The 23,356-nt window shown below is 66.3% G+C and carries 25 protein-coding genes; 15 read left to right on the top strand and 10 right to left on the bottom strand.

Annotated elements, in window-relative coordinates:
• The first annotated feature begins 104 nt into the window (after nt 1–104).
• Complete coding sequence (locus IDF66_RS21205) at nt 105–623, top strand: cytochrome c oxidase subunit 3 (RefSeq protein WP_190268666.1); 519 nt, start codon at nt 105–107, stop codon at nt 621–623.
• Nucleotides 624–627: 4 nt separating this feature from the next.
• On the top strand, nt 628–927 hold the full coding sequence (locus tag IDF66_RS21200) for a cytochrome C oxidase subunit IV family protein (protein WP_164309825.1): 300 nt from the start codon (nt 628–630) through the stop codon (nt 925–927).
• 115 nt (nt 928–1,042) lie between these two features.
• Here IDF66_RS21200 and IDF66_RS21195 read toward each other — a convergent pair whose 3' ends face one another.
• Entirely contained in the window at nt 1,043–1,333 is a 291-nt protein-coding gene (locus IDF66_RS21195; RefSeq protein ID WP_190268665.1) for a putative quinol monooxygenase, read from the bottom strand.
• 148 nt (nt 1,334–1,481) lie between these two features.
• On the opposite strand from IDF66_RS21195, the gene IDF66_RS21190 reads away from it, so the two are divergent.
• Nucleotides 1,482–1,799, top strand: a complete 318-nt coding sequence (locus IDF66_RS21190; protein ID WP_190268500.1) for a hypothetical protein — start codon at nt 1,482–1,484, stop codon at nt 1,797–1,799.
• A gap of 21 nt (nt 1,800–1,820) precedes the next feature.
• Here IDF66_RS21190 and IDF66_RS21185 read toward each other — a convergent pair whose 3' ends face one another.
• Together IDF66_RS21185 and IDF66_RS21180 are read right to left on the bottom strand one after the other, a co-directional pair.
• Entirely contained in the window at nt 1,821–2,261 is a 441-nt protein-coding gene (locus IDF66_RS21185) for a nuclear transport factor 2 family protein (protein ID WP_164309827.1), read from the bottom strand.
• Nucleotides 2,258–3,442 carry a cytochrome P450 gene (locus IDF66_RS21180; protein ID WP_190268499.1) on the bottom strand — a complete coding sequence of 395 codons (1,185 nt, stop codon included), beginning with the start codon at nt 3,440–3,442 and terminating at the stop codon, nt 2,258–2,260. Before IDF66_RS21180 ends, IDF66_RS21185 begins: the two co-directional genes overlap by 4 nt.
• A 154-nt stretch (nt 3,443–3,596) precedes the next feature.
• On the opposite strand from IDF66_RS21180, the gene IDF66_RS21175 reads away from it, so the two are divergent.
• The 3 genes from IDF66_RS21175 to IDF66_RS21165 all read left to right on the top strand — a co-directional run bounded on the left by IDF66_RS21175 (nt 3,597) and on the right by IDF66_RS21165 (nt 6,466).
• On the top strand, nt 3,597–4,157 hold the full coding sequence (locus IDF66_RS21175; RefSeq protein ID WP_190268498.1) for a TetR/AcrR family transcriptional regulator: 561 nt from the start codon (nt 3,597–3,599) through the stop codon (nt 4,155–4,157).
• Nucleotides 4,158–4,231: 74 nt separating this feature from the next.
• A complete protein-coding gene (locus IDF66_RS21170; RefSeq protein ID WP_190268497.1) occupies nt 4,232–5,314 on the top strand; it encodes an NAD(P)H-dependent amine dehydrogenase family protein in 1,083 nt (360 codons plus the stop codon).
• A gap of 24 nt (nt 5,315–5,338) precedes the next feature.
• Nucleotides 5,339–6,466 (top strand): carboxylate-amine ligase, encoded by a 1,128-nt coding sequence (locus IDF66_RS21165; RefSeq protein WP_317628796.1) that lies wholly within the window; start codon nt 5,339–5,341, stop codon nt 6,464–6,466.
• 22 nt (nt 6,467–6,488) lie between these two features.
• Here the strand turns inward: IDF66_RS21165 and IDF66_RS21160 are convergent, their stop codons facing one another.
• Complete coding sequence (locus IDF66_RS21160) at nt 6,489–6,827, bottom strand: DUF1330 domain-containing protein (protein WP_190268496.1); 339 nt, start codon at nt 6,825–6,827, stop codon at nt 6,489–6,491.
• Between the two features lie 33 nt (nt 6,828–6,860).
• Nucleotides 6,861–7,292: a PPOX class F420-dependent oxidoreductase gene (locus tag IDF66_RS21155; RefSeq protein ID WP_190268495.1), complete on the bottom strand. Its 432-nt coding sequence runs from the start codon at nt 7,290–7,292 to the stop codon at nt 6,861–6,863.
• Nucleotides 7,293–7,446: 154 nt separating this feature from the next.
• On the opposite strand from IDF66_RS21155, the gene IDF66_RS21150 reads away from it, so the two are divergent.
• The 3 genes from IDF66_RS21150 (at nt 7,447) to IDF66_RS21140 (ending at nt 10,836) form a co-directional block, all read left to right on the top strand.
• The gene (locus tag IDF66_RS21150) at nt 7,447–8,952 is read left to right on the top strand and encodes a SulP family inorganic anion transporter (protein ID WP_190268494.1); all 1,506 of its coding nucleotides are present in this window, start codon (nt 7,447–7,449) and stop codon (nt 8,950–8,952) included.
• Nucleotides 8,953–8,977: 25 nt separating this feature from the next.
• The gene (locus tag IDF66_RS21145; protein ID WP_317628795.1) at nt 8,978–9,385 is read left to right on the top strand and encodes a MerR family transcriptional regulator; all 408 of its coding nucleotides are present in this window, start codon (nt 8,978–8,980) and stop codon (nt 9,383–9,385) included.
• Nucleotides 9,386–9,531: 146 nt separating this feature from the next.
• Nucleotides 9,532–10,836 (top strand): ion channel protein, encoded by a 1,305-nt coding sequence (locus tag IDF66_RS21140; protein ID WP_190268492.1) that lies wholly within the window; start codon nt 9,532–9,534, stop codon nt 10,834–10,836.
• Between the two features lie 6 nt (nt 10,837–10,842).
• Here IDF66_RS21140 and IDF66_RS21135 read toward each other — a convergent pair whose 3' ends face one another.
• Complete coding sequence (locus IDF66_RS21135) at nt 10,843–12,264, bottom strand: MFS transporter (protein ID WP_223309951.1); 1,422 nt, start codon at nt 12,262–12,264, stop codon at nt 10,843–10,845.
• Nucleotides 12,261–12,722, bottom strand: coding sequence for a MarR family winged helix-turn-helix transcriptional regulator (locus tag IDF66_RS21130; RefSeq protein ID WP_190268491.1), 462 nt, complete (start codon nt 12,720–12,722; stop codon nt 12,261–12,263). Before IDF66_RS21130 ends, IDF66_RS21135 begins: the two co-directional genes overlap by 4 nt.
• A 61-nt stretch (nt 12,723–12,783) precedes the next feature.
• On the opposite strand from IDF66_RS21130, the gene IDF66_RS21125 reads away from it, so the two are divergent.
• On the top strand, nt 12,784–13,353 hold the full coding sequence (locus IDF66_RS21125) for a cysteine hydrolase family protein (protein WP_190268490.1): 570 nt from the start codon (nt 12,784–12,786) through the stop codon (nt 13,351–13,353).
• A 15-nt stretch (nt 13,354–13,368) separates the two neighbouring features.
• Here the strand turns inward: IDF66_RS21125 and IDF66_RS21120 are convergent, their stop codons facing one another.
• On the bottom strand, nt 13,369–14,745 hold the full coding sequence (locus IDF66_RS21120; RefSeq protein WP_190268489.1) for an NAD-dependent succinate-semialdehyde dehydrogenase: 1,377 nt from the start codon (nt 14,743–14,745) through the stop codon (nt 13,369–13,371).
• Nucleotides 14,746–14,864: 119 nt separating this feature from the next.
• Between IDF66_RS21120 and ilvD the strand changes: the two genes are divergently transcribed.
• From ilvD to IDF66_RS21105, 3 genes are read left to right on the top strand one after another with little or no spacing between them, the layout of a single operon-like run.
• A complete protein-coding gene (gene ilvD, locus IDF66_RS21115) occupies nt 14,865–16,586 on the top strand; it encodes a dihydroxy-acid dehydratase (protein ID WP_190268488.1) in 1,722 nt (573 codons plus the stop codon).
• A gap of 22 nt (nt 16,587–16,608) precedes the next feature.
• The gene (locus IDF66_RS21110; protein WP_190268487.1) at nt 16,609–19,842 is read left to right on the top strand and encodes an acetyl-CoA carboxylase family protein; all 3,234 of its coding nucleotides are present in this window, start codon (nt 16,609–16,611) and stop codon (nt 19,840–19,842) included.
• A gap of 25 nt (nt 19,843–19,867) precedes the next feature.
• On the top strand, nt 19,868–20,419 hold the full coding sequence (locus tag IDF66_RS21105) for a DUF4334 domain-containing protein (protein WP_190268486.1): 552 nt from the start codon (nt 19,868–19,870) through the stop codon (nt 20,417–20,419).
• A gap of 45 nt (nt 20,420–20,464) precedes the next feature.
• Here the strand turns inward: IDF66_RS21105 and IDF66_RS21100 are convergent, their stop codons facing one another.
• Nucleotides 20,465–20,902, bottom strand: coding sequence for a VOC family protein (locus IDF66_RS21100; RefSeq protein ID WP_190268485.1), 438 nt, complete (start codon nt 20,900–20,902; stop codon nt 20,465–20,467).
• 107 nt (nt 20,903–21,009) lie between these two features.
• Here IDF66_RS21100 and IDF66_RS21095 point away from each other — a divergent pair, with 107 nt between their 5' ends.
• Nucleotides 21,010–21,594 (top strand): FKBP-type peptidyl-prolyl cis-trans isomerase, encoded by a 585-nt coding sequence (locus IDF66_RS21095; protein WP_190268484.1) that lies wholly within the window; start codon nt 21,010–21,012, stop codon nt 21,592–21,594.
• Nucleotides 21,595–21,625: 31 nt separating this feature from the next.
• On the opposite strand, the gene IDF66_RS21090 is transcribed toward IDF66_RS21095, so the two are convergent.
• Complete coding sequence (locus IDF66_RS21090) at nt 21,626–22,630, bottom strand: hypothetical protein (protein WP_190268483.1); 1,005 nt, start codon at nt 22,628–22,630, stop codon at nt 21,626–21,628.
• Between the two features lie 70 nt (nt 22,631–22,700).
• On the opposite strand from IDF66_RS21090, the gene IDF66_RS21085 reads away from it, so the two are divergent.
• Nucleotides 22,701–23,321, top strand: a complete 621-nt coding sequence (locus IDF66_RS21085; protein ID WP_190268482.1) for a LysE family transporter — start codon at nt 22,701–22,703, stop codon at nt 23,319–23,321.
• Nucleotides 23,322–23,356 lie beyond the last annotated feature (35 nt).

Below are 23,356 nucleotides of genomic sequence, written 5' to 3'. Positions count from 1 at the left end.
CACAAGCGCAACCGCGACCGCCACTGTCGTCACCCGGAGCGCAACCACCGGACTCCAAAGCATCTGCCCGCCAACATGATCGCCACCTCCCCGGCGATGGCCACATGTGGGTGATGGTGATCGGCGACCTGATCATCTTCGGTGGGTACTTCGTCGTCTTCATGATCTACCGGACCATGGACCCGGAGGGATTCCTTCAGGAGCAGCAACACCTGGACATCACCATCGGCGCCATCAACACCGTGATCCTGCTGACCAGTTCATGGTTCATCGCCCGCGCTGTCCTCGCAACCCGCTCCGAACGCCACGAACAGGCGATACGCCTGACGTATGCCGCCGGCGCAGGCGGTCTGCTGTTCATGCTCCTCAAAGGATACGAGTGGTACACCGAGATCAGCACCGGCCACACGAACAGCGAGATGTTCTTCTCGTTCTACTACGTGCTCACCGGCGTGCATCTGGTCCACGTCCTGATCGGACTCATCGTGTTGAGTGTGGTTGTCCGGGAACTGCGGAACCCGACCCGCCGACGCGCCTCGATGGTCGAGTCCGGCGCAATCTATTGGCACATGGTCGATCTCCTGTGGGTGATCATCTTCGGCCTGCTCTACGTTGTGAGGTGACCCGATGACGAACCCGACGGACTCCACCATCCGCTCGACGTCCGGACGCACAGTGACGTGGGTATGGTTGATTCTGGTCGCGATCACCATCGGCTCCTGGTGGCTCGCGCCCGCCCATCACGCAGCGGGATTGCAGCCGAGTGTCGTCATCACGACGGCCGTCCTGGTGATCACGTTCATCAAATCGCGTTTGATCATCGGGTATTTCATGGAAGTGCGCACCGCACCTCGCTGGCTCAGGATGGCGACCGACTCATGGCTGGCCGTGTTGTTCATCGCGGTGTTCGTGATCTATCTCGTCTGAGGAGGGTCGCGGATCGCCACGAACTCCGGATCCAAGCGTGTCCATGAGGGAGTTCGTGCTGCGTCGTCACTCGCTTCGCAACCACGATGAGCCACTGGACAATGCAGTATTCGCCCTATCCCGACAAGGACCGCACCTCACCGATCTCGTACTCGGTGACCGAGGCCGACCGTATCGCGGCACCCTGATCGTCACTCGGGCCCCCGCCACGGAACGCTTCGACGTCCGCCTGTGACTCCCAGCGCTCGAAGATGTTGATGCGCCCGGCGTCGAGCAGATCGGGATCTATGGTGAAGTCGTGGCAGCCGGACGTGCGACGCGCTTGTTCGACGACGCGGACGCAGCCCGCCAGGTAGGTCTCGCGCTGGTCGGGATCGACCGTGATGTGTCCTGCGACGATGAGCATGCTTGCCTGCCGTTCCGGTGTGGGATCCTGCGAACCGATCACCGATGTAGACCCCACCGGCGTGCGTATCTCATCGGAAGCGCCCGGTTCCACGGGGCAGATACCGTGTCTGTGACGACGAAATGCACAACACTGACTGGGGGATGTCATGAAACCCGCTTGGCCACACCATCTTGTCACCGCGAGCGCAGGCGCTGTCGCGACCAACGTGGTCCCACACCTCGCGCATGGACTCGCAGGTAGGCCCTTTCCCACGCCGTTCTCCGATCCACCCGGGGTCGGCGACTCGTCACCGGCCCAGAACATCGTCTGGGCGTCGATGAACGCCGGCGTGGCCGGTGCGATGGTGTACACACAGCGCACCCGCCTGCGCAGCGCAGAGTTCTGGGGAGTCTTCGGCGTCAGTGCGACGGCAGCCGCATTCGGTCTGCGGTCCTATTTCGGACGGGTCCGAGCCTCGGTCTGACCCGGCTCTCCCGCGCCGACACTATCCGGATGCGCGCAGGTGATCCGAGGTGTCACCGACGAAGTCCAGGTACCCGTAGTCACGTGAACTGAAGATCCAGCCTTCGGCGCGTCGGGTCACGGTGTCGAGATGCCGGCCCGATGCGACGATCTCGATGCGACCGTCGCGCTGCTGGAGCACCGTGTAGCAGGATCGGACATGCGCGTGATCGGGCCCGTCGAACTCGATGATCGGGTTCGTGATCAGGTGTCGGGTGCGCGGCGTGCCGTCCGGATGAACGATCACCATGGCCTCGAACATCGCACGGACATGCGCGGCACCGCGTCCGGTGACCTCGCCGCGCAGTGCGATGTCGGCATCTGCGAACAACTCACCGACCGCCGCGAAGTCACCGCCGTCCAGCAGTTCGGCGTATCGATAGAGCAGCGTGCAGATCGCGTCGTGGTCGGCGTGGTCGGTCATGACTGAACCGTAACCGGCAGGGTACGCAGGCGCCGCACCATCAGGCTGCGCTCCCACTGCGGATCGGCAGTCTCGACGTCGAACGCCGTGGTGGAGTCGAGGAGGAACTCGATCGCGAGCCTGGCCTCGAGCCGGGCGAGCGGAGCGCCGACGCACATGTGCAGACCTTTGCCGAATGCCATGTGCGGGCGACGCTTTCCCGGGTCCAGGCAGATCTGTGCTGGATTGTCGACAGCGGCCGGATCGCGGTTGGCCGAACTCCACAGCAGATACAGGTGTGATCCCGCGGGTAGATCGGTGTCACCGAGGGCGGTGTCCGCGACGACGTGGCGATAGTGGCCACGGAACGGCGATTCCAATCGTAATGCCTCCTCGATGAACAGCGGCACCAAGTCGGGGTGGGAGCGCAGGTCTGCCTCGATCCCGGGGTGCATGCCGAGCAACCAAACAGCGCTGCCCAGCAGGCTGACGGTCGATTCCGACCCCGCCGCGACGAGTTGGATCAGGATCATCACCGCACTGTCGTGATCGAGCCGGTCCGCGGCGACAAGGCGCGCGAGGTCACCCATCACGTTCTCGCCGGGGGCGGCAACCGCATGTTCGAAAGCCTCCGCGAGATATGCGGTGAGCTCCCCCACGGCCTGTGTCGCGTCGGCGAGCTGTTCTGCGGTGACCACCCCGTCGAGGAGAACGGTGCTCGAGAAGGCCCAGCGCACCAGGTCGTCGATATCGTATGTCGGGAACCCGACCAGTTCCGCGACGACGGCCATCGGCAATCGCTGGGCGATCACGTGGACCCAGTCGATGTCAGAACCGTCTAGACCGTCGTCCCACAAGCGCAGCAGTTGCTGCGCGATGAACGGTTCGAGTCCACGCACTCGCTTGGCGACCATCGACGGCATCACCATGGTGCGGTGTATACGGTGCAGCGGTTCATCGGCGGTCGCCAACACGTGCAGCGGCGAGCCCAGCTCTGCGATCGGGAACTCCGACACCGTCCCGTCGTCGTTCCACACCATCGTCGCCGTGAGATTCGACGAGAAGTCCTCGGGACGCCCCACCGCCTCGGCCACCAGATCCCACGAGCCGACCAGGTAGAACGACGAGCCGGCGAGCCGCGTCACCGCCCCCTGCAGGCGAAGCGATTCGAAATAGGGATACGGGTTGCCGAGATCATGCATGTGACCAGCCTCGACGAGGTCGGGTCCGCGACACAACCGGGCCGCCGCAAGTCGACACGGCTGACACCACCGCACCTGGCCCGGTCGTCTCATCCGAACGCTGCGACCTGCGGCGCGACTTGAGATAGATCATCAGTTCGTCTCACACTGAGATATGACGAACGACTGGCTGATCGGGGGAAGCCGCTCCGACTCGGCCCGGGACCGTCTGTATGCCGTCGCCACCGACCTCATCGCGCAGCGTGGGGTCGATGCGTTCGACATCAACGAACTCGCCGGGCGCGCGCACTGCTCACGCGCGACTGTCTACCGGCACGCCGGCGGCAAGGGCGAGATCGTCGAGGCGGTGCTCGCCTCCACGTCGACCGACATCATCACCGAAGTACGGGCGGCGATCATCGACCTGTCCGGAGAGCACCGCGCGATCACCGCCATCACGGTCGCCCTCGAAGCGATCCGCGCGGACCCGGTGGCCCGACAGTTCCTTCGATCGCGTCATCTGATCGGCGCGGCCGGCACTGTGATCGCCTCGGCAACCGTCACCGATCTGGCCTCGGAACTGATCGGGATCGATCGGGACGACAACGCGGTCGCAGCGTTCGCGGTGCGCACGATCTTGACGATTCTCATCTGGCCACCGTCCGACGCCGAGCAGGAGGCCGATCTGATCCGCGGAATCGTCGCGGGGGTCTTTCGACGGGATTCCCCGATCTGACATGACGGGCGGCGTGCGGACCCAGATGTCCGTTTCGTGTCCGCCCCCGGAGCCGAATCCCTATGCTCACCGGCATGGCCGAGAAGCACCGCACAATCGTCTGGGGCACGGGCAATGTCGGCCAGGCCGCCATCCGCTCCGTTCTCGCCCACCCGGATCTCGTCTTGAGCGGGGTGATCGTGCATTCTCCGGACAAGGTCGGCCGTGACGCCGGAGCCCTGGCCGGCATGGACGTCGAGGCCGGAATCGTCGCCACCGGCAGCTTCGACGACCTGAAGGCCGACACGGACGCCGTCGTCTATGCGGCGTCCGGCGACATCCGCCCCGACGACGCCCTGGCCGACATCGTGCGGGCAGTCGCGGCGGGTGCCGTTGTCGTCACACCGTCGCTGTATGCGCTCTACGACCCACGGTCGGCGCCGGCCGAGATCAGGGATCCGGTCGTCGACGCTATCGCGAGCGGCAAGGGTTCGCTCTTCGTCTCCGGCATCGATCCCGGATGGGGCAACGACATCCTCCCGCTGCTCGCGAGCGGCCTCGGTTCGCGGATCGACGCCATCCGGTGCCAGGAGATCTTCGACTACACCACCTACGACCAGCCCGACTCGGTGCGCTACCTGGTCGGCATGGGACAGCCGATGGACTACGAGCCGCCGATGCTGACCGGAGGCGTGCCTTCGATGGTGTGGGGCGGTCAGATCCGTTTGATCGCAAGGGGTCTCGGCATCGAGATCGATGAGATCCGGGAGGTTCTCGAGCGCAGGTCTCTCGACGCGGATGTCAGCACACCGGCGATGGGTGTCTTCGGGTCAGGCACGCAGGGAGCTGTCCGGTTCGAGGTTCAGGGCATCGCGGGTGAGTCGATCCCGATCGTGATCGAACACATCACCCGGATTCACGCCGACTGCGCTCCCGAGTGGCCGTCGCCTCCCGACGGTGGCGACGGATCACATCGCGTCATCATCGAGGGCAGCCCGCGCATCGAGATAACCGTCGAGGCCACCGATGACGACGGCAACCGCGCGGCCGGAGGCAATGCAACGGCCGTCGGTCGCCTGGTCAATGCCATCCCGTGGCTGGTCGCCGCCGAACCCGGCCTGTACGACGCGCTCGAGGTGCCACTGAGTCCAGCCGTCGGCAGAGTGGGCGCCCCATGACCCTGCCGACCGTACGATGAGAAGGTGACGTACGGCGACTCGTCGATCACGGGCAACCCTGCCGTGCAGCTACCCACGGTCGGCGTCGAGGAAGAATTCATCCTGGTCGACCAGCTGACCGGGCATCCGGTCGGCCGAAACCGGGACGTCGCTGCGGCGGCGGCACGGCGCGGCGTCGATCTGGACCTGGAGCTGACGTCCTGCCAGGTGGAGATCGCCACGTCGGCCTGCGCAAGCGGGCATGAGGTCCTCGCCGAGCTCCGCAGGCTTCGCACCGTGGTCGCCGAGGCCGCCGACGACGTGGGCGTCGCCGTGATCGCCGCCGGGGTACCTCCCACGGTGCCCGACCACTTCCCCATCACCGACACCGACCGATACCGGCACATCGGGCAGAGTTTCGGCATGCTGGCGCACGAGCAGGGTATCTCCGGATGTCATATCCACGTCGGTGTTCCCGATCGGGACACCGCGGTGGCGGTCAGCAATCACCTACGACATCGTTTGCCGATCTTGCTTGCGCTGTGTGCCAATTCGCCGATCTACCGCGGTGCCGACACGGGGCACGCCAGCTGGCGCTCGGTGCTCTGGTCCCGGTGGCCGGCGTCGGGACCGCCGCCGTATCTGCGCTCCCGGGAACACTTCGAGCGATTGGTGTCGATGTTCGTGGCCAGTGGCGCGATCCTCGACGACCACATGGTCTATTGGGACATCCGCCCATCCGATCACCTGCCCACCGTCGAGATCCGGGTCGGCGACGTCCAGTCTCGAGCCGACGAGACCGTCGTCGTCGCAACGCTCGTCCGCGCCCTGGTGATCACCGCGCTGGACGACATCGCGTCCGGCGTCGCACCGCCGATCGTCGATTCCGCTGTGCTGGCCGCAGCCATGTGGAAGGCCGCCCACGATGGCATCGACGGAGATGGCATCGATGTGGTGACGCAACAATCGGTTTCGGCCATCACACAGATGGAGTCGGTCGTGACCGACATCCGCGCCGCACTCGACGCCCTCGGAGAGACCGAATTGGTGGACGCCGCCCTCGCTCGCCTCCGGATTGCGGGCAATGGTGCCACCAGGCGGCGAGAGTGGTTCTTGCAGAAGGGAACCGGACGTGACGTCGTCGAGTCGGCCGCCCGCGAGTTCACCGATTGAACGGCGCGCGGGACGCGACCCGTCAGGAGCGCCGCAGAATCGGCCGCAAGTCGTCGAGCTTGTCGAACAGATGCCAGACGTAGCCGGTCGTTCCGTTCTCACGGAGCGGGTGGAGATCGGCGAGTGCCGGATCATCTCGATAGCTCTCGAACGCCTCGATCGAATCCCACTCGACCAGCACCATGACCTGCCGAGGAGCGACGTCACCGACCTCGGCACGCCGGAACGCACCCAACGAGATGACGCGCCCACCGTGTGACTGCACCTCCGCCACCGACCGCCGCGAATACGCGCGATAGTCATCGTTGTCGGCCAGGTCGAACAGGTTCAGTGCGTACACCGAGCCGTCGCCTTCAACCATCGGTCACCTATCCTCTCGAGCGAACGCGCATGATCAGCGCAGCTTGGCCCCGTAGGCGCGACCGACATGAAGCACCATCAGCACACGACGGTCGGCAACCATCACGCCTCGATACTCTGCCCAGTCAGGGTGCTCGCCGGCGCCTTGCCGGTAGTAGTCCACGAGGGCATCGACCTCCGGTCCGTTCGGATCGGTTCCCGGTCCGATCAGCGTCACGTCACCCTCGGCGGTCGCCCATGTGTAACCGTCGGCGCTGGTGTATTCGATCGCCGCGCGCGGATCCCGCCGAAGGTTTGCCGTCTTGGCCCGCCCCTCGGTCATGGACACGTAAATGGTGTCGGTGTCGCGGTCATAGACCGATGTCACCGGGGACAGCTGCGGGAGACCGTTCGACTTGATGGTGGCGAGGATGCCGAGCTTGCTGTCGGCGATCAGGGCTCGTGGATCGAACTGTTCGTCGCTCATTCTCATGCCAACCCGGTGGACCGGGTCAGCATTCCGCATTGGGTTTCTACCCTCCCGTGAGGGTAGAGTCACCGCTCGCGCCTGACGCCCACACGCCACCCTGGCCCGTGACCCCGTCACCTGCTCGTCGCGTCTGGGCTGAAGGAGTATTCGCATGTCCTCGACCGCCACAGTGGTCTCCCCCGAACGCGAACAATCGGTGCTCGCCGCGTTGCGCTCGCCCCGACGGCTGCGCACCGAGGTTCTCGCCGGCGTCGTCGTCGCGCTGGCCCTGATCCCGGAGGCGATCTCGTTCTCGATCATCGCCGGTGTCGATCCCCGGGTCGGACTGTTCGCCTCGTTCACCATGGCCGTGACCATCGCCATCGTCGGTGGACGCCCCGCGATGATCTCCGCCGCCACCGGCGCGGTCGCGCTGGTGGTCGCGCCGCTGGTCAAGAGCCATGGTCTGAACTATCTGATCGCCGCCGTGATCCTCGCCGGAGTGTTCCAGATGATCCTGGGCGGCATCGGACTCGCGAAGCTGATGCGGTTCGTGCCGCGCAGCGTGATGACCGGCTTCGTCAATGCACTTGCCATTCTCATCTTCACCGCACAACTCCCGCATCTGATCGGTGTCCCGTGGCTGGTCTATCCGATGGTCGCGATCGGCATCCTGATCATCGTCGGGCTGCCGAGACTGACCACGATCGTTCCCGCACCCCTGGTCGCGATCGTCGTGCTGACCGCCGCCACCATCGTGTGCGGACTCTCCGTTCCCGATGTGGGTGACGAGGGTGAGCTGCCGGACAGCCTGCCATCGTTCCTGATCCCCGACGTCCCCTTCACGTGGCACACCCTCACCGTGATCGCTCCCTACGCCGTGACCATGGCACTGGTCGGGCTGCTGGAATCCTTGATGACGGCGAAGTTCGTGGACGACCTGACAGACACGCACTCCAACAAGTCCCGGGAATCCGTCGGCCAGGGCGTCGCCAATATCGTCACCGGATTCTTCGGCGGCATGGGCGGGTGCGCCATGATCGGCCAGACGATGATCAACGTCAGGGTGTCGGGGGCCCGCACCCGCATCTCCACCTTCCTCGCCGGGGTGTTCCTGCTGATCCTGGTGGTCGGTCTCGGCGACGTGGTGGCACTGATCCCGATGGCAGCGCTGGTCGCCGTGATGATCATGGTCTCGGTCGGCACGATGGACTGGCACAGCATCAATCCGAAGACGTTGCGGCGCATGCCCAAGAGCGAGACCACCGTCATGCTGGCGACGGTCGCCGTCACGGTCGCCACCCACAACCTCGCCTACGGCGTCATCGTCGGCGTGGTCGCCGCGATGATCCTCTTCGCCCGCCGCGTGGCCCACATGACCGAGGTCGTCGAGGTCGCCCACCCCGACGACGACACGCGCGTGTACGCGGTGCGAGGCGAACTGTTCTTCGCCTCCAGCAACGACCTCGTCTACCAATTCGACTACGTCAACGACCCGCAACACGTGGTCATCGACATGAGCGAGTCGCACATCTGGGATGCCTCGACCGTGGCTGCACTCGACGCGATCACCACCAAATACGCGGCCAAGGGCAAGACGGCGACGATCGTCGGCCTCGACGACAGCAGCGCCGCCCGCCACGAACGCCTGAGCGGGCACCTCGTCGCCGACCACTGACCCGATGCTCGGAAGGACACGTCACGTGAACACCCCCGACGACAGCGACCACAGGCATAGACAGATCGGCGAGGTCGCGGCCGAAACCGAGTTGTCGATCAAGACCATTCGCCATTACGACGACGTCGGTCTCGTGGTCCCGTCGGCCCGGTCGGCCGGCGGATTCAGGCTCTACACCCGCGGCGACATCGACCGACTCCTGGTGATCCGGCGCATGAAGCCCCTCGGTTTCACCCTCGACGACATGCGGCAACTGCTCGCCGCCCAGGACGCGCTCTCCGGATCGGACGGTCGGGCGCAGGCGATCGCGGCGGCGGCGACTCTCGCGGAGTTCCACGAGCGGGCCGAGCAGGCCTGCGCACAACTGGCCCGCCAGCTCGACTACGCGCGCGAACTCACCGCCCAGCTCGCGGACCATGCCGACCGGCGATAGGGCCCCGACGGCACCGGCGATCCGGAAAGCGCCGCATCCACCCGGTTTCCGACACGCGATCGGCTGATCTGAATCTGCGGGTCAGGTGACCGGCTGATGAGACAATGGGCCGTCCGATGCGTCGAGGGAGGTGAGGAGCCGCCACGATGAGCCCCGAAGACAGCAATCCCCAACCGGCGGAGGAGTTCCGCGTCCCGGTGGGCCGACTGATCGCCATGACTCCCGTCGGAATGGTGGTAGGCGTGGTCTGCGCCCTGCTCCTCTGGGGCATTTCGGCTCTGGCCGGGCTGATCGAGCATCTGATCTGGGATGATCTCACCGACGCACTGGGGATCTCTTCGGACACCTGGTGGTGGATGGTGCTCGTCCTGACCGTGACCGGCCTGCTCGTGGGACTCGTGGTCCGGTATGTGCCGGGGCATGCCGGGGACGATCCGGCCACCACAGAACTGGTCGCCAAGCCACTCGCGCCCAGTGTGGTTCCCGGTCTCGCGGTGGCCGCGATCCTCGGCCTCGCCGGCGGCATCAGCCTGGGACCCGAGAATCCGATCATGGCGATCAATGCGGCGCTGGTGGTGGCCATCGGAGCCCGATTCGTCCCGAAGGTGACCACACACGACTGGGTGGGGCTGTCGACATCGGCCACGATCGGTGCACTGTTCGGGACGCCCGTCGCGGCCGCCCTCATGCTGTCCGAGGTGAACGAGGGTGACCAGCGCGTGCCGCTCTGGAACCGCCTCTACATACCGCTGGTCGCCGCGGCGACGGGCTCGTTTGTCATCACACACTTCACCGACCTCGACATGTCGCTCGGTCTGCCCGCCGACGACTTCGGCGGAGTCGCGGAGGTCTTCGTCGCCATCGGGGTCGCGATGGTCGCCGCGGCGGTCGGAGTCGTCGCCGCACGTGTGTTCAACCCCTTGCACAAGCTCCTCCACCGGATCGGGAACCCGATCCTCCTGCTCACCGCGGCAGGTCTGGCCCTCGGTCTGCTCGGCGTGGCAGGTGGCACGATCACCCTCTTCAAAGGCCTCGATCAGATGAAGGAACTGCCCGACCGGATGGCGACGACCACCGCACTCGGTTTTCTTGCGATGGCCGGCATCAAGCTGGTCGCACTGCTGATCGCCAGCGCGGCGGGTTTCCGGGGCGGGCGAATCTTTCCGGCCGTCTTCGTCGGCGCCGCATTGGGTTTCGCCGTCCACGCCTTGTGGCCTGACTTGCCGGTGACGGTGACCGTGGCCGCTGCCACTGCCGGAATCGTGGTGGCCGCCACACGCAACGGATGGATGAGCCTGTTCCTGGCATTGGCGGTGGTGCCGCAGTTGGATCTGCTCATACCGATGCTCTTCGCGACGCTCGCGGCATGGCTGGTCGTGGTCAACCGCGCCGAACTGCGCGCCACCCCGATCCTGTCGCGGCCGGCGCAGGCACCAACCGAATCGACCTGACGACCGCTACCGGTCCGACGACACCTTCGCCCGCTGCCCCTCGCCCGCCGCTCGGTCGACCTTGATCAGCGACCTGTCGAGCACCGTTATCAGCACCAACAACACGGCAGCGATCAACATGAAGGCGGCCAGCTCGTGCAGACCGCCATCCGTCGCCTGCGCGCCGAAGAAGGCGCCGCTCGCGCTCGACGCGAGCATCGCGCCGAGGTACATGAAGGTGCGGAGGAGACCGGACGACGCACCCATCCGCTCCGGATCTGCCTGGTGATAGAGGGTGTTCTGAATCGCGAGATTGATCAATCCCTGTGGAACACCGACGATCACAGCGATCACGACCAGGAACCACACCGCCGAGGTCTCGTGCACGAACAGCATCAGCACGCAGGCCACCACCATGGTCGACGCACCGACGAGCAACTTCCCGCGGATCTGCGGACGTCGGCCGGTCACCACCGCCACCACGATGCCGGTTGCGAATGCGGGCATGAGGACGAGTCCGGCCTGCGAAGCCGACAGCCCACGCCCACCTTCGAGCCATTGCGTGAATCCGTACAGGAACGCGTACGTCACCGTCGCCCCGAGGACCGAACGCAGATAGGTGACGACCAACGGCACATTGCCACCGAGGACACGCACGTCGATGAACGGATCGCGGGCACGTAGTTCACGGATCGCGAAGGCGCCCGCGGCGACGACGGCCACCGCGACCAGCCACAGTCGATCGATGCGGAAGTCCATCAGCAGGACGAGAACGGAGATCATCATGCCGGAGAACAGGATCACTCCCACCACATCGAACCTGGCGTCGGTATCGGTCCGCGCCGCGCGCGCCCGGCGCGGGAGGACGAGCAGTCCGAGGATCAGGCACGCCACCGACAGCGGGATGTTGATGGCGAATACCGCTCGCCAGCCGCCGATTCCGATGAGGAGCCCACCGAGCGTCGGGCCGACCACAGCGATGGTCTGGGTGGTCACCGACAGCGCGGTCAGCACGCCCGCCGGACTGGATACGCCGGTCCGTTTCTCCTCGCTGCGGATCAGGTACATCGAGGCCGGATACGCTGCGCACGTGCCGAATCCGAGCACGACACGGGCGACGATGAGCATCCAGAGTCCGGGCGCGAACGTACCCAACAAGCCCGCGATCCCAGTGAGCACCGCACCGATCAGATACAGCGGTCTGGGGCCGAAGATGTCGACCAGTCGGCCGAACAGCGGCTGGCCGATCGACGTCGCGAGATACAACGCGGCAACCAGCCAGGCGGTCTCGGACGCCGGCGCACCGAACGCCACCGCGATGGGTACGAGCGCAACCGCGATGATCGAGGAATTGATCGGGTTGAGGATCGATCCGAGCATCATCGGCGCCAGGAGGCGTCGATCGAACCGCTCGGACCGGACGTTCGGGACGGTGGTGGGCGCGGTCATCGGCGCGCCAGGTTCTCGATGATCTCGGCAGCGCGATGCAGGACGTCGAGTTCCTGTTCGGTGAGAGCCTCCTCGATCGTGCGCGCGAGCCATTCGTGGCGGGCATCGCGGTTTCCCATCTCGGCATCCCGGCCCGCATCGGTCAGGACGACGAGCTGGCGGCGACGGTCGGTGGGATCCTGCGTCCGGCTGACGAGACCGAGGTCTTCGAGCGCCGAGATCGTCACGGCCATCGACTGCGGCCGGACGCCCTCCAATGCGGCGAGTGCCGACGCCGACGAGGCCTCCCCTTTGCCGACCCTCGCCAGCACCGACGCCTGTGCTGCAGACAATTCCTGGCCGTCGGAGACCTCACGGAGACGACGGATCAGCCGACCGATCGCCACTCTGGTGTCGAGTGCAACCTGGAGCGCCGACGGAGCGGGCGGCGAGATCGCTTCGGAGCTGTTTTCGGACATAATCGACAGTCTAGACTGAACAGTTTGTAATCAACAGTCTGGACTGTCTACTGTGTGCCGCATGACCCACTCACGATCAGTCCTACTCGCGATGGATTTCCAGAACGGCATCGTCGATCGCCTCAGCTCGCCGGATGTTCTCGCACCCGCTGGCCGTGCCGTCGCGGCGGCCCGCACCGCCGACGTCCCCGTCTTCTTCGTCCGGGTGGCATTCCGGGCCGGATATCCGGAGGTTGCCGACACCAATCAAGGGTTCGCCGCTGCCAAGCAGCACGCAGGCGACACGATGGTCGAAACCGGGCATGGCACGCAGATCCACGACTCGCTCACACCGCAGGCAGGCGAGCCGATCATCACCAAACGCCGGATCAGTGCATTCACCGGCAGCGACCTCGACGTCCTCCTCCGCGGCGCGGGCGTCGACACGTTGATCCTGAGCGGGATCTCCACCAGCGGAGTCGTCCTGTCGACGCTGCGACAGGCCGCCGATCTCGATTACCGCATCTTCGTTCTCGAAGACGCGTGCGCGGACACCGACGACACCGTGCACCGCGTTTTGATGGACGCGGTGTTCCCGCGCCAGGCGACGGTCACCGACACCGACAGCTGGATCAGCTCGCTCTCGGCGTGATGCGCCTCGAACAACTCAGCGCGTCGCGGTACGACGGAGTTTGGTGTTCACGAACTCACCCATTCCCCATCGGCCCAGTTCGCGTCCGTAGCCGGAGCGTTTCACACCGCCGAATGGCAAGCCGGGCAAAGTCGTTCCGTGCTCGTTGATGTAGGCCATCCCGACATCGAGGCGGTCGGCCACCTCTGCGGCACGAGCGATGTCGGTACTCCACACCGATCCGCTCAGGCCGAAGGCGACGTCATTCGCCAGGGCCACCGCATCATCGGCGGACTGCACCCGGTAGACCATCGCGACCGGACCGAAGATCTCCTCGGCATAAGCGTCCATGTCCGGGGTGATCCCGGTGAGGACGGCGGGTCTCATGAAGGCGCCGTCGCCGTCCACCGGTGCGCCACCCGTGTGCAGCGTCGCTCCCTGGTTCACTGCCGTCGCGACCTGCTCGACGACCGTGTCGCGCGCGGACACCGACGACAACGGTCCGACATCGGTGTCCGGGTCGGTCGGATCGCCCACCACGGCCCGGTCGAACTCGCCGACCAGTCCTTCGACGAAGTCATCGAAGAGATCGTCCACCACGATGAAGCGTTTCGGGGAGTTGCACGCCTGACCGGCGTTGGAGATGCGGGCGCGCGCGGCGATCCGCGCCGTCCGCGCCATATCGTCGGTGTCGAGCAGCACGAACGGATCCGAGCCCCCGAGTTCGAGGACGGATTTCTTGAGATTCTTCGCCGCCTCCTCGGCCACCGCCGCACCCGCAGCCTCACTGCCGGTGAGAGACACCCCGCGAACGGCCGGATGCCGGAGCAGTTCGGCGACCTGACCGGCGCTCGCGTATGCGTTGATGTACACATCCTCAGGCACCGACGCGTCGTGCAACGCATCAGCCATCAGTGCGGACGACGCAGCGCAGATGGATGCATGCTTGAGGATGATCGTGTTGCCCACCAACAGGTTCGGCGCTACGAATCGAGCCACCTGATAGTAGGGATAGTTCCACGGCATCACTCCGACCAGCGGTCCGATCGGCAGGGTCTGGACGAGTGATTCCGCAGCGCCCTGGGGATCGAGGGTCTCGGTGACCAGGAGTTCGGGACCGTGTTCGGCGTACCAGCGGTAGATGTCCGCGGCCAGTTGCACCTCACCTGCGGCCTGCTTGGTCGGCTTGCCCATCTCCGTGGTGATGGCCTGCGCCAGTTCCGTCGAGCGTTTCTCGTACAGATCCGCCGTTGCGGCCAGCGCCTCGGCACGTTCGGCCACCGATGCATACCGCCAGGTCTCGTATCCGTTCGCAGATCTTTCGGCGATGTCGTCGATCTGGTCGTCCCGCAGGCCTGGGTATTCGTGCTCAGTCCTACCGGTCGTCGGGTTGGTCGTCACATAAGCACTCATGACCCGATGCTACGGACTCGAGAAAAGGCCATGGGCCACCTTGTCGGTCTCGTGCGAATCGGGGCGTTCGGAGCCGCAACTGTCATCACGAAGCCGCCGACACATCTATCGTGACGGATATGGCCAATCGAACACCGGACTCTCCAGCCACCGACGTCGACATCAAGCCGAGAAGTCGAGACGTCACCGATGGTCTCGAGAAGACGGCAGCACGCGGCATGCTGCGCGCTGTCGGCATGGGCGACGACGACTGGGTGAAACCACAAATCGGCGTCGGCTCGTCGTGGAACGAGATCACCCCCTGCAACCTGTCGTTGGACCGCCTCGCGAAAGCCGTCAAGGAGGGGATCCACTCCGCAGGGGGATATCCCCTGGAGTTCGGCACCATCTCGGTGTCCGACGGCATCTCGATGGGACACGAGGGCATGCATTTCTCGCTGGTCTCGCGCGAGGTGATCGCCGACAGCGTCGAGACCGTGATGAGCGCCGAACGCCTTGACGGCTCAGTGCTTCTCGCCGGTTGCGACAAGTCGCTGCCCGGAATGCTGATGGCAGCCGCCCGCCTCGACCTCGCCAATGTCTTCCTCTATGCCGGCTCCACCCTGCCGGGGTACGCGACTCTCTCGGACGGTTCGGAACGGCAGGTGACGATCATCGATGCCTTCGAGGCGGTCGGTGCCTGCTCACGCGGATTGATGAGTCGTGAGGACGTCGACACCATCGAGCGCGCGATCTGCCCCGGCGAAGGAGCGTGCGGTGGCATGTACACCGCCAACACCATGGCCAGCGCCGCCGAGGCGATCGGCATGTCGTTGCCGGGCAGTGCGGCGCCACCGGCACCCGACCGGCGACGCGACCGGTACGCCCGGGAGAGCGGCGAGGCGGTGGTCGAACTCCTGCGACGCGGCATCACCGCGCGCGACATCATGACCCGGGAGGCATTCGAGAACGCGATCGCCGTCGTGATGGCCTTCGGCGGCTCCACCAACGCGGTCCTGCATCTCCTCGCGATCGCGAACGAGGCGGAGGTCGAGTTGTCGCTCGACGACTTCGCCCGGATCGGTTCGCGGGTACCGCATCTCGCCGACGTCAAGCCGTTCGGCAAGCACGTGATGACCGACGTCGACCGGATCGGCGGTGTCCCGGTCGTCATGAAGGCTCTCCTCGACGCCGGGCTGATGCACGGTGATTGCCTCACGGTCACCGGGAAGACGGTGGCCGAGAACCTGTCCGACATCGCGCCGCCCGATCCCGACGGTCTCGTCCTGAGAGCCACCACGAGGCCGATCCACCCGACCGGCGGGATCACCATCCTGAAGGGCTCACTCGCGCCTGCGGGGGCCGTCGTGAAGTCGGCCGGCTTCGATTCCGACGTCTTCGAGGGCGTTGCGCGGGTCTTCGATCGCGAGCGGGCGGCGATGGACGCGCTCGAAGACGGCACCATCACCGCCGGGGACGTCGTGGTGATCCGCTACGAGGGCCCGAAGGGCGGCCCGGGTATGCGTGAGATGTTGGCGATCACCGGTGCCATCAAGGGTGCCGGACTGGGCAAGGACGTACTCCTGATGACCGACGGCCGGTTCTCCGGCGGGACCACCGGACTGTGTGTGGGGCACGTCGCGCCGGAGGCCGTGGACGGCGGCCCCATCGCGCTCGTCGAGGACGGCGACCGGATACGCCTCGACGTCGGAACCGGAACTCTCGACCTGCTCGTCGACGAGAACGAGCTCGACAAGCGCGCACAGGGATTCGCTCCCCTGCCGCCGCGCTACACGCGCGGCGTCCTCGCGAAGTACTCGAAACTCGTCACCTCGGCTTCCGAGGGAGCGGTGTGCAGATAGGACCTCACGCAGGGGCGCACCGATGAAATTGCTGGTCGCCAATCGTGGTGAGATCGCCGTCCGGATTCTGGCGACCGCGGCTTCCATGGGGATCCCAACGGTGGCGATCCACCCCGAGGACGACGTCACCTGCGCCCACGTCAACCGAGCCGACGAAGCGGTCACACTGGCGGGCGCCGGAGTCACCGGTTATCTCGACATCGCCGCGATCGTCGATGCTGCTCGCGACACGGGCGCCACGTTGCTCCATCCCGGTTACGGATTCCTCGCGGAGAGCCCTGCCCTGGCCCGCGCCTGCGCCGATGCCGCGATCACGTTCGTCGGGCCGACACCCGAACATCTGGAGAAGTTCGGGAACAAGACGGCTGCGCGTGACCATGCGGCCCGGTGTGGGGTGCCGACGATCGCAGCCACCAACTCCCCCGCCGATCTGACTGCGGCGCAATCACTCTGGGACCGGCTCGGCGTCGGGGCCACGGTGATGGTGAAAGCCGTGGCGGGTGGCGGCGGACGCGGGATGCGCCACGTATCCGACCGTGATGACCTCGGTTCAGCGCTCGAGCGCTGCGCGTCCGAGGCCCTCGCGGCGTTCGGCGACCCGTCGGTCTACGTCGAAGAAGTGCTCGTCGACGCGCGTCACGTCGAAGTGCAGGTACTCGGTGACGGTTCAGATGTCGTCGTCCTCGGCGATCGCGATTGTTCGGCCCAGCGGCGGCGTCAGAAGCTCGTGGAGATCGCACCGGCACCTACGCTCGATGCCGAGGTACGGGAGGAGCTTCACCGCGCCGCGGAGAAGCTCATGTCGGGGTACCGCGGACTCGCCACGGTCGAATTCCTCGTAGGCCGAGAGACGTTCGCGTTTCTCGAGGTCAACCCTCGCATCCAGGTGGAGCACACCGTGACCGAGGAGACCACCGGCCTCGACCTCGTCGAGTTGGCACTGCGCGTCGCGACCGGCGTGACCCTCGCCGAACTGGGCCTCACCGCCTGTCCACCACCGCGGGGGGTCGCCATCGAGGCACGGGTCAACACCGAGACCGTCGGCGTCGACGGCGACGTGGCCTCGGGTACGGGGCGGCTACGCCGATATCAACCGCCCAGCGGACGCAACATCCGGGTGGACACCCATGGATACGCGGGTTACGAGGTCGGTCCTCGCTACGATTCCCTACTCGCCAAGGTGATCGTGCGCGGCGTCGACACCGAATCCGCCGCGCGCGACTGCAACCGGGCCCTGGCTGCCTTCGACATCTCCGGAGTTCCGGTCAACACCTCTCTGCTGCAAGCCATCCTGGCGCGACCGGAGCTCGCGGACGGGCGCATCGACACCACCTTCGTCGACCGTGAGATCGCCGAACTCGTCACCGCCCCGGGGCATTCGATCGCACCGGGAGACAGGGCCGCCGCCGAAGTCGAGACGGAGGGGGCCAGTCCACCGCGCACAGTGTCACCGCCCCCCGCGGGAGCGTGTGCGGTCCCGAGCCCGTTCCGTGGGGTCGTGGTGGCGCTTCCCGCCGCGGTAGGCGATGTCGTCACCACCCGAACCGAGATCGTCGTGCTCGAATCGATGAAGATGGAGCACGTCGTCCACAGCCCGGTTGCCGGGCAGATCTCCGCACTCAACGTCCGCGTCGGTGACGCCGTCGACCTGGACGACGCAGTTGCGTTCGTCCTGACCGGCGACAGCGACGGCGCGGCCGACGACGCCACCACCGAGATCGACCTCGAGCACATTCGACCCGATCTCGCCGAAGTGCTCGCACGTCATCACAAGACCCACGACGAGGGTCGCGCCGAGGCAGTCCGCAAGCGTCACGCGAAGCAGCGGATGACCGCCCGCGAAGGGCTCGAAGCCCTCCTCGATGACGGCAGCTTCGTCGAGTACGGCGCGCTGACCATCGCCGCGCAACGTCGCCGACGCAGCGTCGACGAACTCATCGACCGAACCCCGGCCGACGGACTGATCACCGGGACGGGCCGTGTCGACGGCATGCCCGTCGCCGTCATGTCCTACGACTACACCGTGCTCGCAGGCACACAGGGGCTGCACAACCATCAGAAGACCGACCGTCTGCTGGAGCTTGCCCACCGCCGTGATCTTCCGCTCGTGTTGTTCGCCGAAGGAGGCGGCGGGCGGCCAGGCGACACCGACTCGTCCGCGGTGGCCCAACTCGACGTCACCACCTTCCGGCTGATGGCCCAGCTCAACGGCAAGGTTCCGACCGTCGCCGTGGTCGCGGGGTATTGCTTCGCCGGGAATGCGGCGCTGGCCGGCAGTTGCGACATCATCGTCGCCACCGAGGGATCGAGTCTTGGGATGGGCGGACCGGCAATGATCGAGGGCGGCGGGCTCGGTCGGGTCGCGCCGGGCGAGGTCGGTCCGATGGATGTGCAATGGACCAACGGCGTGGTCGACCGCCTGGTCCCCGACGACTCCGCGGCGCTTGCCGACGTCCGGCGGTATCTCTCCTATTTCCGGCCGTCGTCGGTGGGTCCGGCTGCGGAGTCCGATCGCCCGGCCGCCGGGGACCAGCGACGGCTGCGCCACCTCGTGCCCGAGAACCGACTACGCGCATATCCGATCCGACCGGTCCTCGACGCGCTGTGTGACACCGGCTCGGTGTTCGAACTCCGCGCCGGGTTCGGCCACGGCATCGTGACGGCACTCGCGCGTCTCGACGGGGTCGCCATCGGCATCATCGCCAACAATTCACAGCATCTCGGGGGTGCACTGGACGGCGACGCCGCCGACAAGGCCGTACGCTTCTTCGAACTCTGCGATACCCACCGGCTGCCGATCGTGTCCCTCTGCGACACACCGGGATTCATGGTCGGTCCGGAGGCCGAACGGACCGCCACGGTCCGGCGCTTCAGCGATATGTTCCGAGCCGGGGCGCGACTGACGGTTCCGCTCGTCATGGTGGTCCTCCGCAAGGCCTACGGCCTCGGTGCCATGGCAATGGCCGGCGGCGACCTCCACGCTCCGGTGGCGACACTCTCATGGCCGACCGGCGAATTCGGCGGCATGGGACTCGAAGGTGCCGTTCGCCTCGGGTACCGCGACCAACTGGAGGCCATCGAGGACTCCGCCGCACGGCAGGCTCGCTACGACGAACTCGTCGCGATGCATTACGAACACGGCAAGGCACTCAATGTGGCAAGCGTGTTCGAGATCGATTCGGTGATAGATCCCGCCGACACCCGCGCGACGATCGTCCGATGCCTGTCCACCCACGGCCCGATCCGGGCCGGCTGACAACCCCGGCGGCTATCATCGCCGCATGCGCCTCGAGGACCTGATGACGATTGTGCCGACCACGACCGCGGCGGCACTGGAACTGTTCGACGCCTCCGAACCGGTTGAGCCCCAGGCAATGCTCGGCACCTGGCGCGGCGCCGAACTGCCCACCGGCCACCCGATGGACGGCTTACTCGCCGCAAGTGGCTGGTGGGGAAAACAGTTCGTCGACACCGAGACGGTGCACCCCTTGCTCTTCCCCGCACGTGACGGATCATCACTCTGGCCGATGAATCCGGTCCACGCCTTTCGCGGCGTCGGGCTGGCCAGGTTCCCGATGGTGAAGCAGCGGTCGTTCGCGACACCGATCGCGGCGCTCAGTCCGGTCGTACGGGCCCACAGCGCCAAAGCACGCCTGCGAACGACCCGATACCGAGGCACCGACACGGCCACGATGCTGTATGACCAGCTACCGATCAACGATGTGTTCCGTCGGTTGTCCGACCGATCGGTCCTCGGAGCGATGGACATGAAAGGTTCGGGTCAGCCGTACTTCTTCGTCCTGTCGCGCGACGACTCCTTGCCGGTGCGGTAGGCCGGGCCATCAGCGCACCGCCCTGTCGACTCAGTCCAGGTCGACTCAGTCCAGGCAGAACTCGTTTCCTTCGGGATCCGTCATCACGATGTGCCCGCCCTCGAGTGGCGGCGCAGGTTCATGGCGTGCCACGCGATTCGCGCCGAGTCCGACCGTCCTGGTGCATTCCACTTCGAGAGCCACCATCCGCTCATCGCCGGTGAGCCCCGGAGCCGACCGGACGTCGAGATGCACCCGATTCTTTGCGGACTTGCCCTCCGGCACCCGTTGAAAGAACACTCGCGGGCCCACCCCGTCCGGGTCGATCAACGCCGACGCGTCGTTTCGATTCTCCGGTGGGATGCCCATCGCTTCGAGAGCGGCCTCCCAACTGTCGAAACCTGGTGGCGGATCCTGTATCCGATAGCCGAGAACCTCCGCCCAGAACCCGGCGAGTGCTGCCGGGTCGCCACAGTCGAAGGTCACCTGGAAGTCGCGCGCCATCACTGTCTCCTCTCGATCACGAGTGCCGATACCGTCACAGTGCCAGGTGATGCGGACAGGTTCGGTCCGTTACCTCGGATCGAATCCCTTTCGGTAGCGTTACCCGCATGAAGATCCGTCGCGGCGCCCTCTTGTCGGTCACAGCTCTCGCATTGACGCTGACCGCGTGCTCCTCGGGCACCGAGCCCACCACAGACACCACCGACAGCGCGCCGGCCGGCGCAGCAGCTGCCGCGACGTGCCCCTCCACCGCACCCCAGGGCTCGGTCGCCCCCCAATGGACCCTCCAGGGATCCACCGGCAGCGTCGAGGTGGTCGGGTCCACCGACACGGCCGCCCCGCGGATCGACGTCCAGACCCCCTTCGCCGTCACCCAGACCCAGGTCCACACATTGACCGCCGGTGACGGCCCGGTTGTTCCCGACACGGCATCGGTGTCCGTCTGCTACATGGGCGTCGATGGTCGAGACGGAAAGGTCTTCGACAGCAGCTACGAGCGCGGCACACCCGCCGACTTCCCACTCGACGGAGTCGTGCCCGGTTTCAAAAAGGCGATCGCCGGCCAGAAGGTCGGTTCGACGGTGGCAGTTGCCATGGCGCCCGCCGACGGATACCCAGACGGCATGCCCGACGCGGGAATCCAGAAGGGCGACACGCTGGTGTTCGCGATCAAGGTCCTGTCCGCTCACTGATGACGTCAGACGAGCGGACAGGTTGCGCCTGTCACCGTCCCTCGAGCCCGGCCAGCATCCGTCGAACCTCGACGACCCGATTCTGAATCTCGCTCAAAGCCTCTGCAGCGCTCTCACTCTCATCGTCGGCAACCGTCAGCTGCCGTCGAGCGAAGCGTAGTTCGGCGTCGCAATGGGCGAGTTCCGCGCGCAACCGTTCGGCCTGCTCGGTCAGTTCATCCACGCGGCGCGCCGCCTCCGCGCGCTGATCCGCATGCTGCGCGAGGTCCGCGCGCGCACGATGTTCGTCGCCCTCCGAGGCTGTGAGCGTCGCCCTGGCCGCCGCGATCCGCTCGTCGAGATCGTCAGGCGTGTGGGCCTTGGCAGCCCGATCGGCAGCCCCATGATCATCGGGATCCTGGTCGCTCTCGTCGGCCACCGGCTCCGGCACCGCGAACACCCCGGTCGGCCCGAAACCGCTGTACTCTGCTGCAGCGACGAGCCGACCGCGCTGCAGCTCTGCACCCACCTCGGGATCGGCGAGGGCGGCTCGTAGAGACTGTCCGACCTCGCGGATCGCGTTGGCGGAGAGTGCCCCATCCAGTTCCCGCGCTCGCTCGGCCACCGCCACAACCGTTTCGGCGATCAGTTGCTGACGCCGGGTGGAGAGGTCCCGCAAACGATCCGCCGCCGCTCGTCGCTGAGCGGCTGCGAGCTCCGCGGCGAGATCGAGGATGGCGCCGACCCCGTCGGGGTCGTGTCTCGCCCACTGGTTCACCGCCCACGCGACCCTGGTCGGGCGCCGAAGGGCGGCGACCTCGGCAGCAAGCGTCGTGCGGCCTGCGCCCTTGGCCTCCTTCGCCAGCGCGTTCCGGCGTGCCACGAACTCGGCAGGCGGGAGTCCATAGAGTTCGTCGACGATCTCGTCGAGGTCCATCAGTGGCCGCCGCCCGGTCCTGCGATGGAACCGACGAGAGAAGCGGTCGCCGAGTAGCTCGGTCTGGCCATGTCCGGTCTCCTCACTGGCCGCGGCGGTCGCCGAGACAGTCGCAGTCATCTTCCCATCGACGCCGGTGTCGGAGACCCCGCGGCGAGTTCTCCCGCGGCCGCCCCACTACCCTCGGGCGGTGCAGATCTCGACCTGGCTCGCACTCCTGACGGCGTGCCTGCTCATCAGCTTCACACCGGGTGCCGGTGCGATCAACACGATGAGCAATTCGCTCAACGTCGGATTCCGCCGGGCGATCTGGGGCGTGCTCGGCCAACAGGCGGCGCTCGTCATCCAGCTCCTCGTGGTCGCAGCCGGACTGGGCGTGGTCGTCTCCCGATCACCGGCAACCTTTGCGGTGATCCGCTACGCCGGCGCCGCCTATCTCGTCTACCTCGGCATTCGCCAGTTCCTCCGACGCCCCGACTCGGCGCCCGCGCCGGCCCCGACATCTGTGCAGGAATCAGGGTGGTCGATGTTTCTGCGCGGTCTGTGGGTCAACCTGCTCAACCCCAAGGCGATCGTCTTCCTGCTGGCCTTCATCCCCGGGTTCGTGCACACGGATCAGTCCCTGGCCGGACAGTATGCGGTCATCGCGGCCACGATCGTCGCCGTCGACATCGTGGTGATGTGGCTGTTCTTCGCGCTCATCGCGCGAAGCTTCCGTCGGGTGACGACCAGCGAACGCGGACAGCGGAACCTCAACCGCACATTCGGTCTGCTGTTCGTCGGCGTCGGCGTGCTGCTCGCGACGGCCTGATCCCGAGCGTCGGGAGGTCGACCGGTCGCGGAGCC

It is taken from the genome of Gordonia hankookensis, assembly GCF_014673215.1.
In the GTDB taxonomy this organism is placed as follows: Bacteria; Actinomycetota; Actinomycetes; order Mycobacteriales; family Mycobacteriaceae; genus Gordonia; species Gordonia hankookensis.
The sequence above is the reverse complement of the archived record's forward strand: the minus strand, read 5'-3'. Positions and strand labels throughout refer to the sequence as shown.

Bases quoted from the DNA above. Each gene is read 5' to 3' on its own strand.
- IDF66_RS21205 (WP_190268666.1), top strand. From the start codon at position 105: ATGTGGGTGATGGTGATCGGCGACCTGATCATCTTCGGTGGGTACTTC.
- IDF66_RS21200 (WP_164309825.1), top strand. From the start codon at position 628: ATGACGAACCCGACGGACTCCACCATCCGCTCGACGTCCGGACGCACA.
- IDF66_RS21195 (WP_190268665.1), bottom strand. From the start codon at position 1,333: ATGCTCATCGTCGCAGGACACATCACGGTCGATCCCGACCAGCGCGAG.
- IDF66_RS21190 (WP_190268500.1), top strand. From the start codon at position 1,482: ATGAAACCCGCTTGGCCACACCATCTTGTCACCGCGAGCGCAGGCGCT.
- IDF66_RS21185 (WP_164309827.1), bottom strand. From the start codon at position 2,261: ATGACCGACCACGCCGACCACGACGCGATCTGCACGCTGCTCTATCGA.
- IDF66_RS21180 (WP_190268499.1), bottom strand. From the start codon at position 3,442: ATGCATGATCTCGGCAACCCGTATCCCTATTTCGAATCGCTTCGCCTG.
- IDF66_RS21175 (WP_190268498.1), top strand. From the start codon at position 3,597: ATGACGAACGACTGGCTGATCGGGGGAAGCCGCTCCGACTCGGCCCGG.
- IDF66_RS21170 (WP_190268497.1), top strand. From the start codon at position 4,232: ATGGCCGAGAAGCACCGCACAATCGTCTGGGGCACGGGCAATGTCGGC.
- IDF66_RS21160 (WP_190268496.1), bottom strand. From the start codon at position 6,827: ATGGTTGAAGGCGACGGCTCGGTGTACGCACTGAACCTGTTCGACCTG.
- IDF66_RS21155 (WP_190268495.1), bottom strand. From the start codon at position 7,292: ATGAGCGACGAACAGTTCGATCCACGAGCCCTGATCGCCGACAGCAAG.
- IDF66_RS21150 (WP_190268494.1), top strand. From the start codon at position 7,447: ATGTCCTCGACCGCCACAGTGGTCTCCCCCGAACGCGAACAATCGGTG.
- IDF66_RS21140 (WP_190268492.1), top strand. From the start codon at position 9,532: ATGAGCCCCGAAGACAGCAATCCCCAACCGGCGGAGGAGTTCCGCGTC.
- IDF66_RS21135 (WP_223309951.1), bottom strand. From the start codon at position 12,264: ATGACCGCGCCCACCACCGTCCCGAACGTCCGGTCCGAGCGGTTCGAT.
- IDF66_RS21130 (WP_190268491.1), bottom strand. From the start codon at position 12,722: ATGTCCGAAAACAGCTCCGAAGCGATCTCGCCGCCCGCTCCGTCGGCG.
- IDF66_RS21125 (WP_190268490.1), top strand. From the start codon at position 12,784: ATGACCCACTCACGATCAGTCCTACTCGCGATGGATTTCCAGAACGGC.
- IDF66_RS21120 (WP_190268489.1), bottom strand. From the start codon at position 14,745: ATGAGTGCTTATGTGACGACCAACCCGACGACCGGTAGGACTGAGCAC.
- ilvD (WP_190268488.1), top strand. From the start codon at position 14,865: ATGGCCAATCGAACACCGGACTCTCCAGCCACCGACGTCGACATCAAG.
- IDF66_RS21110 (WP_190268487.1), top strand. From the start codon at position 16,609: ATGAAATTGCTGGTCGCCAATCGTGGTGAGATCGCCGTCCGGATTCTG.
- IDF66_RS21105 (WP_190268486.1), top strand. From the start codon at position 19,868: ATGCGCCTCGAGGACCTGATGACGATTGTGCCGACCACGACCGCGGCG.
- IDF66_RS21100 (WP_190268485.1), bottom strand. From the start codon at position 20,902: ATGGCGCGCGACTTCCAGGTGACCTTCGACTGTGGCGACCCGGCAGCA.
- IDF66_RS21095 (WP_190268484.1), top strand. From the start codon at position 21,010: ATGAAGATCCGTCGCGGCGCCCTCTTGTCGGTCACAGCTCTCGCATTG.
- IDF66_RS21090 (WP_190268483.1), bottom strand. From the start codon at position 22,630: ATGACTGCGACTGTCTCGGCGACCGCCGCGGCCAGTGAGGAGACCGGA.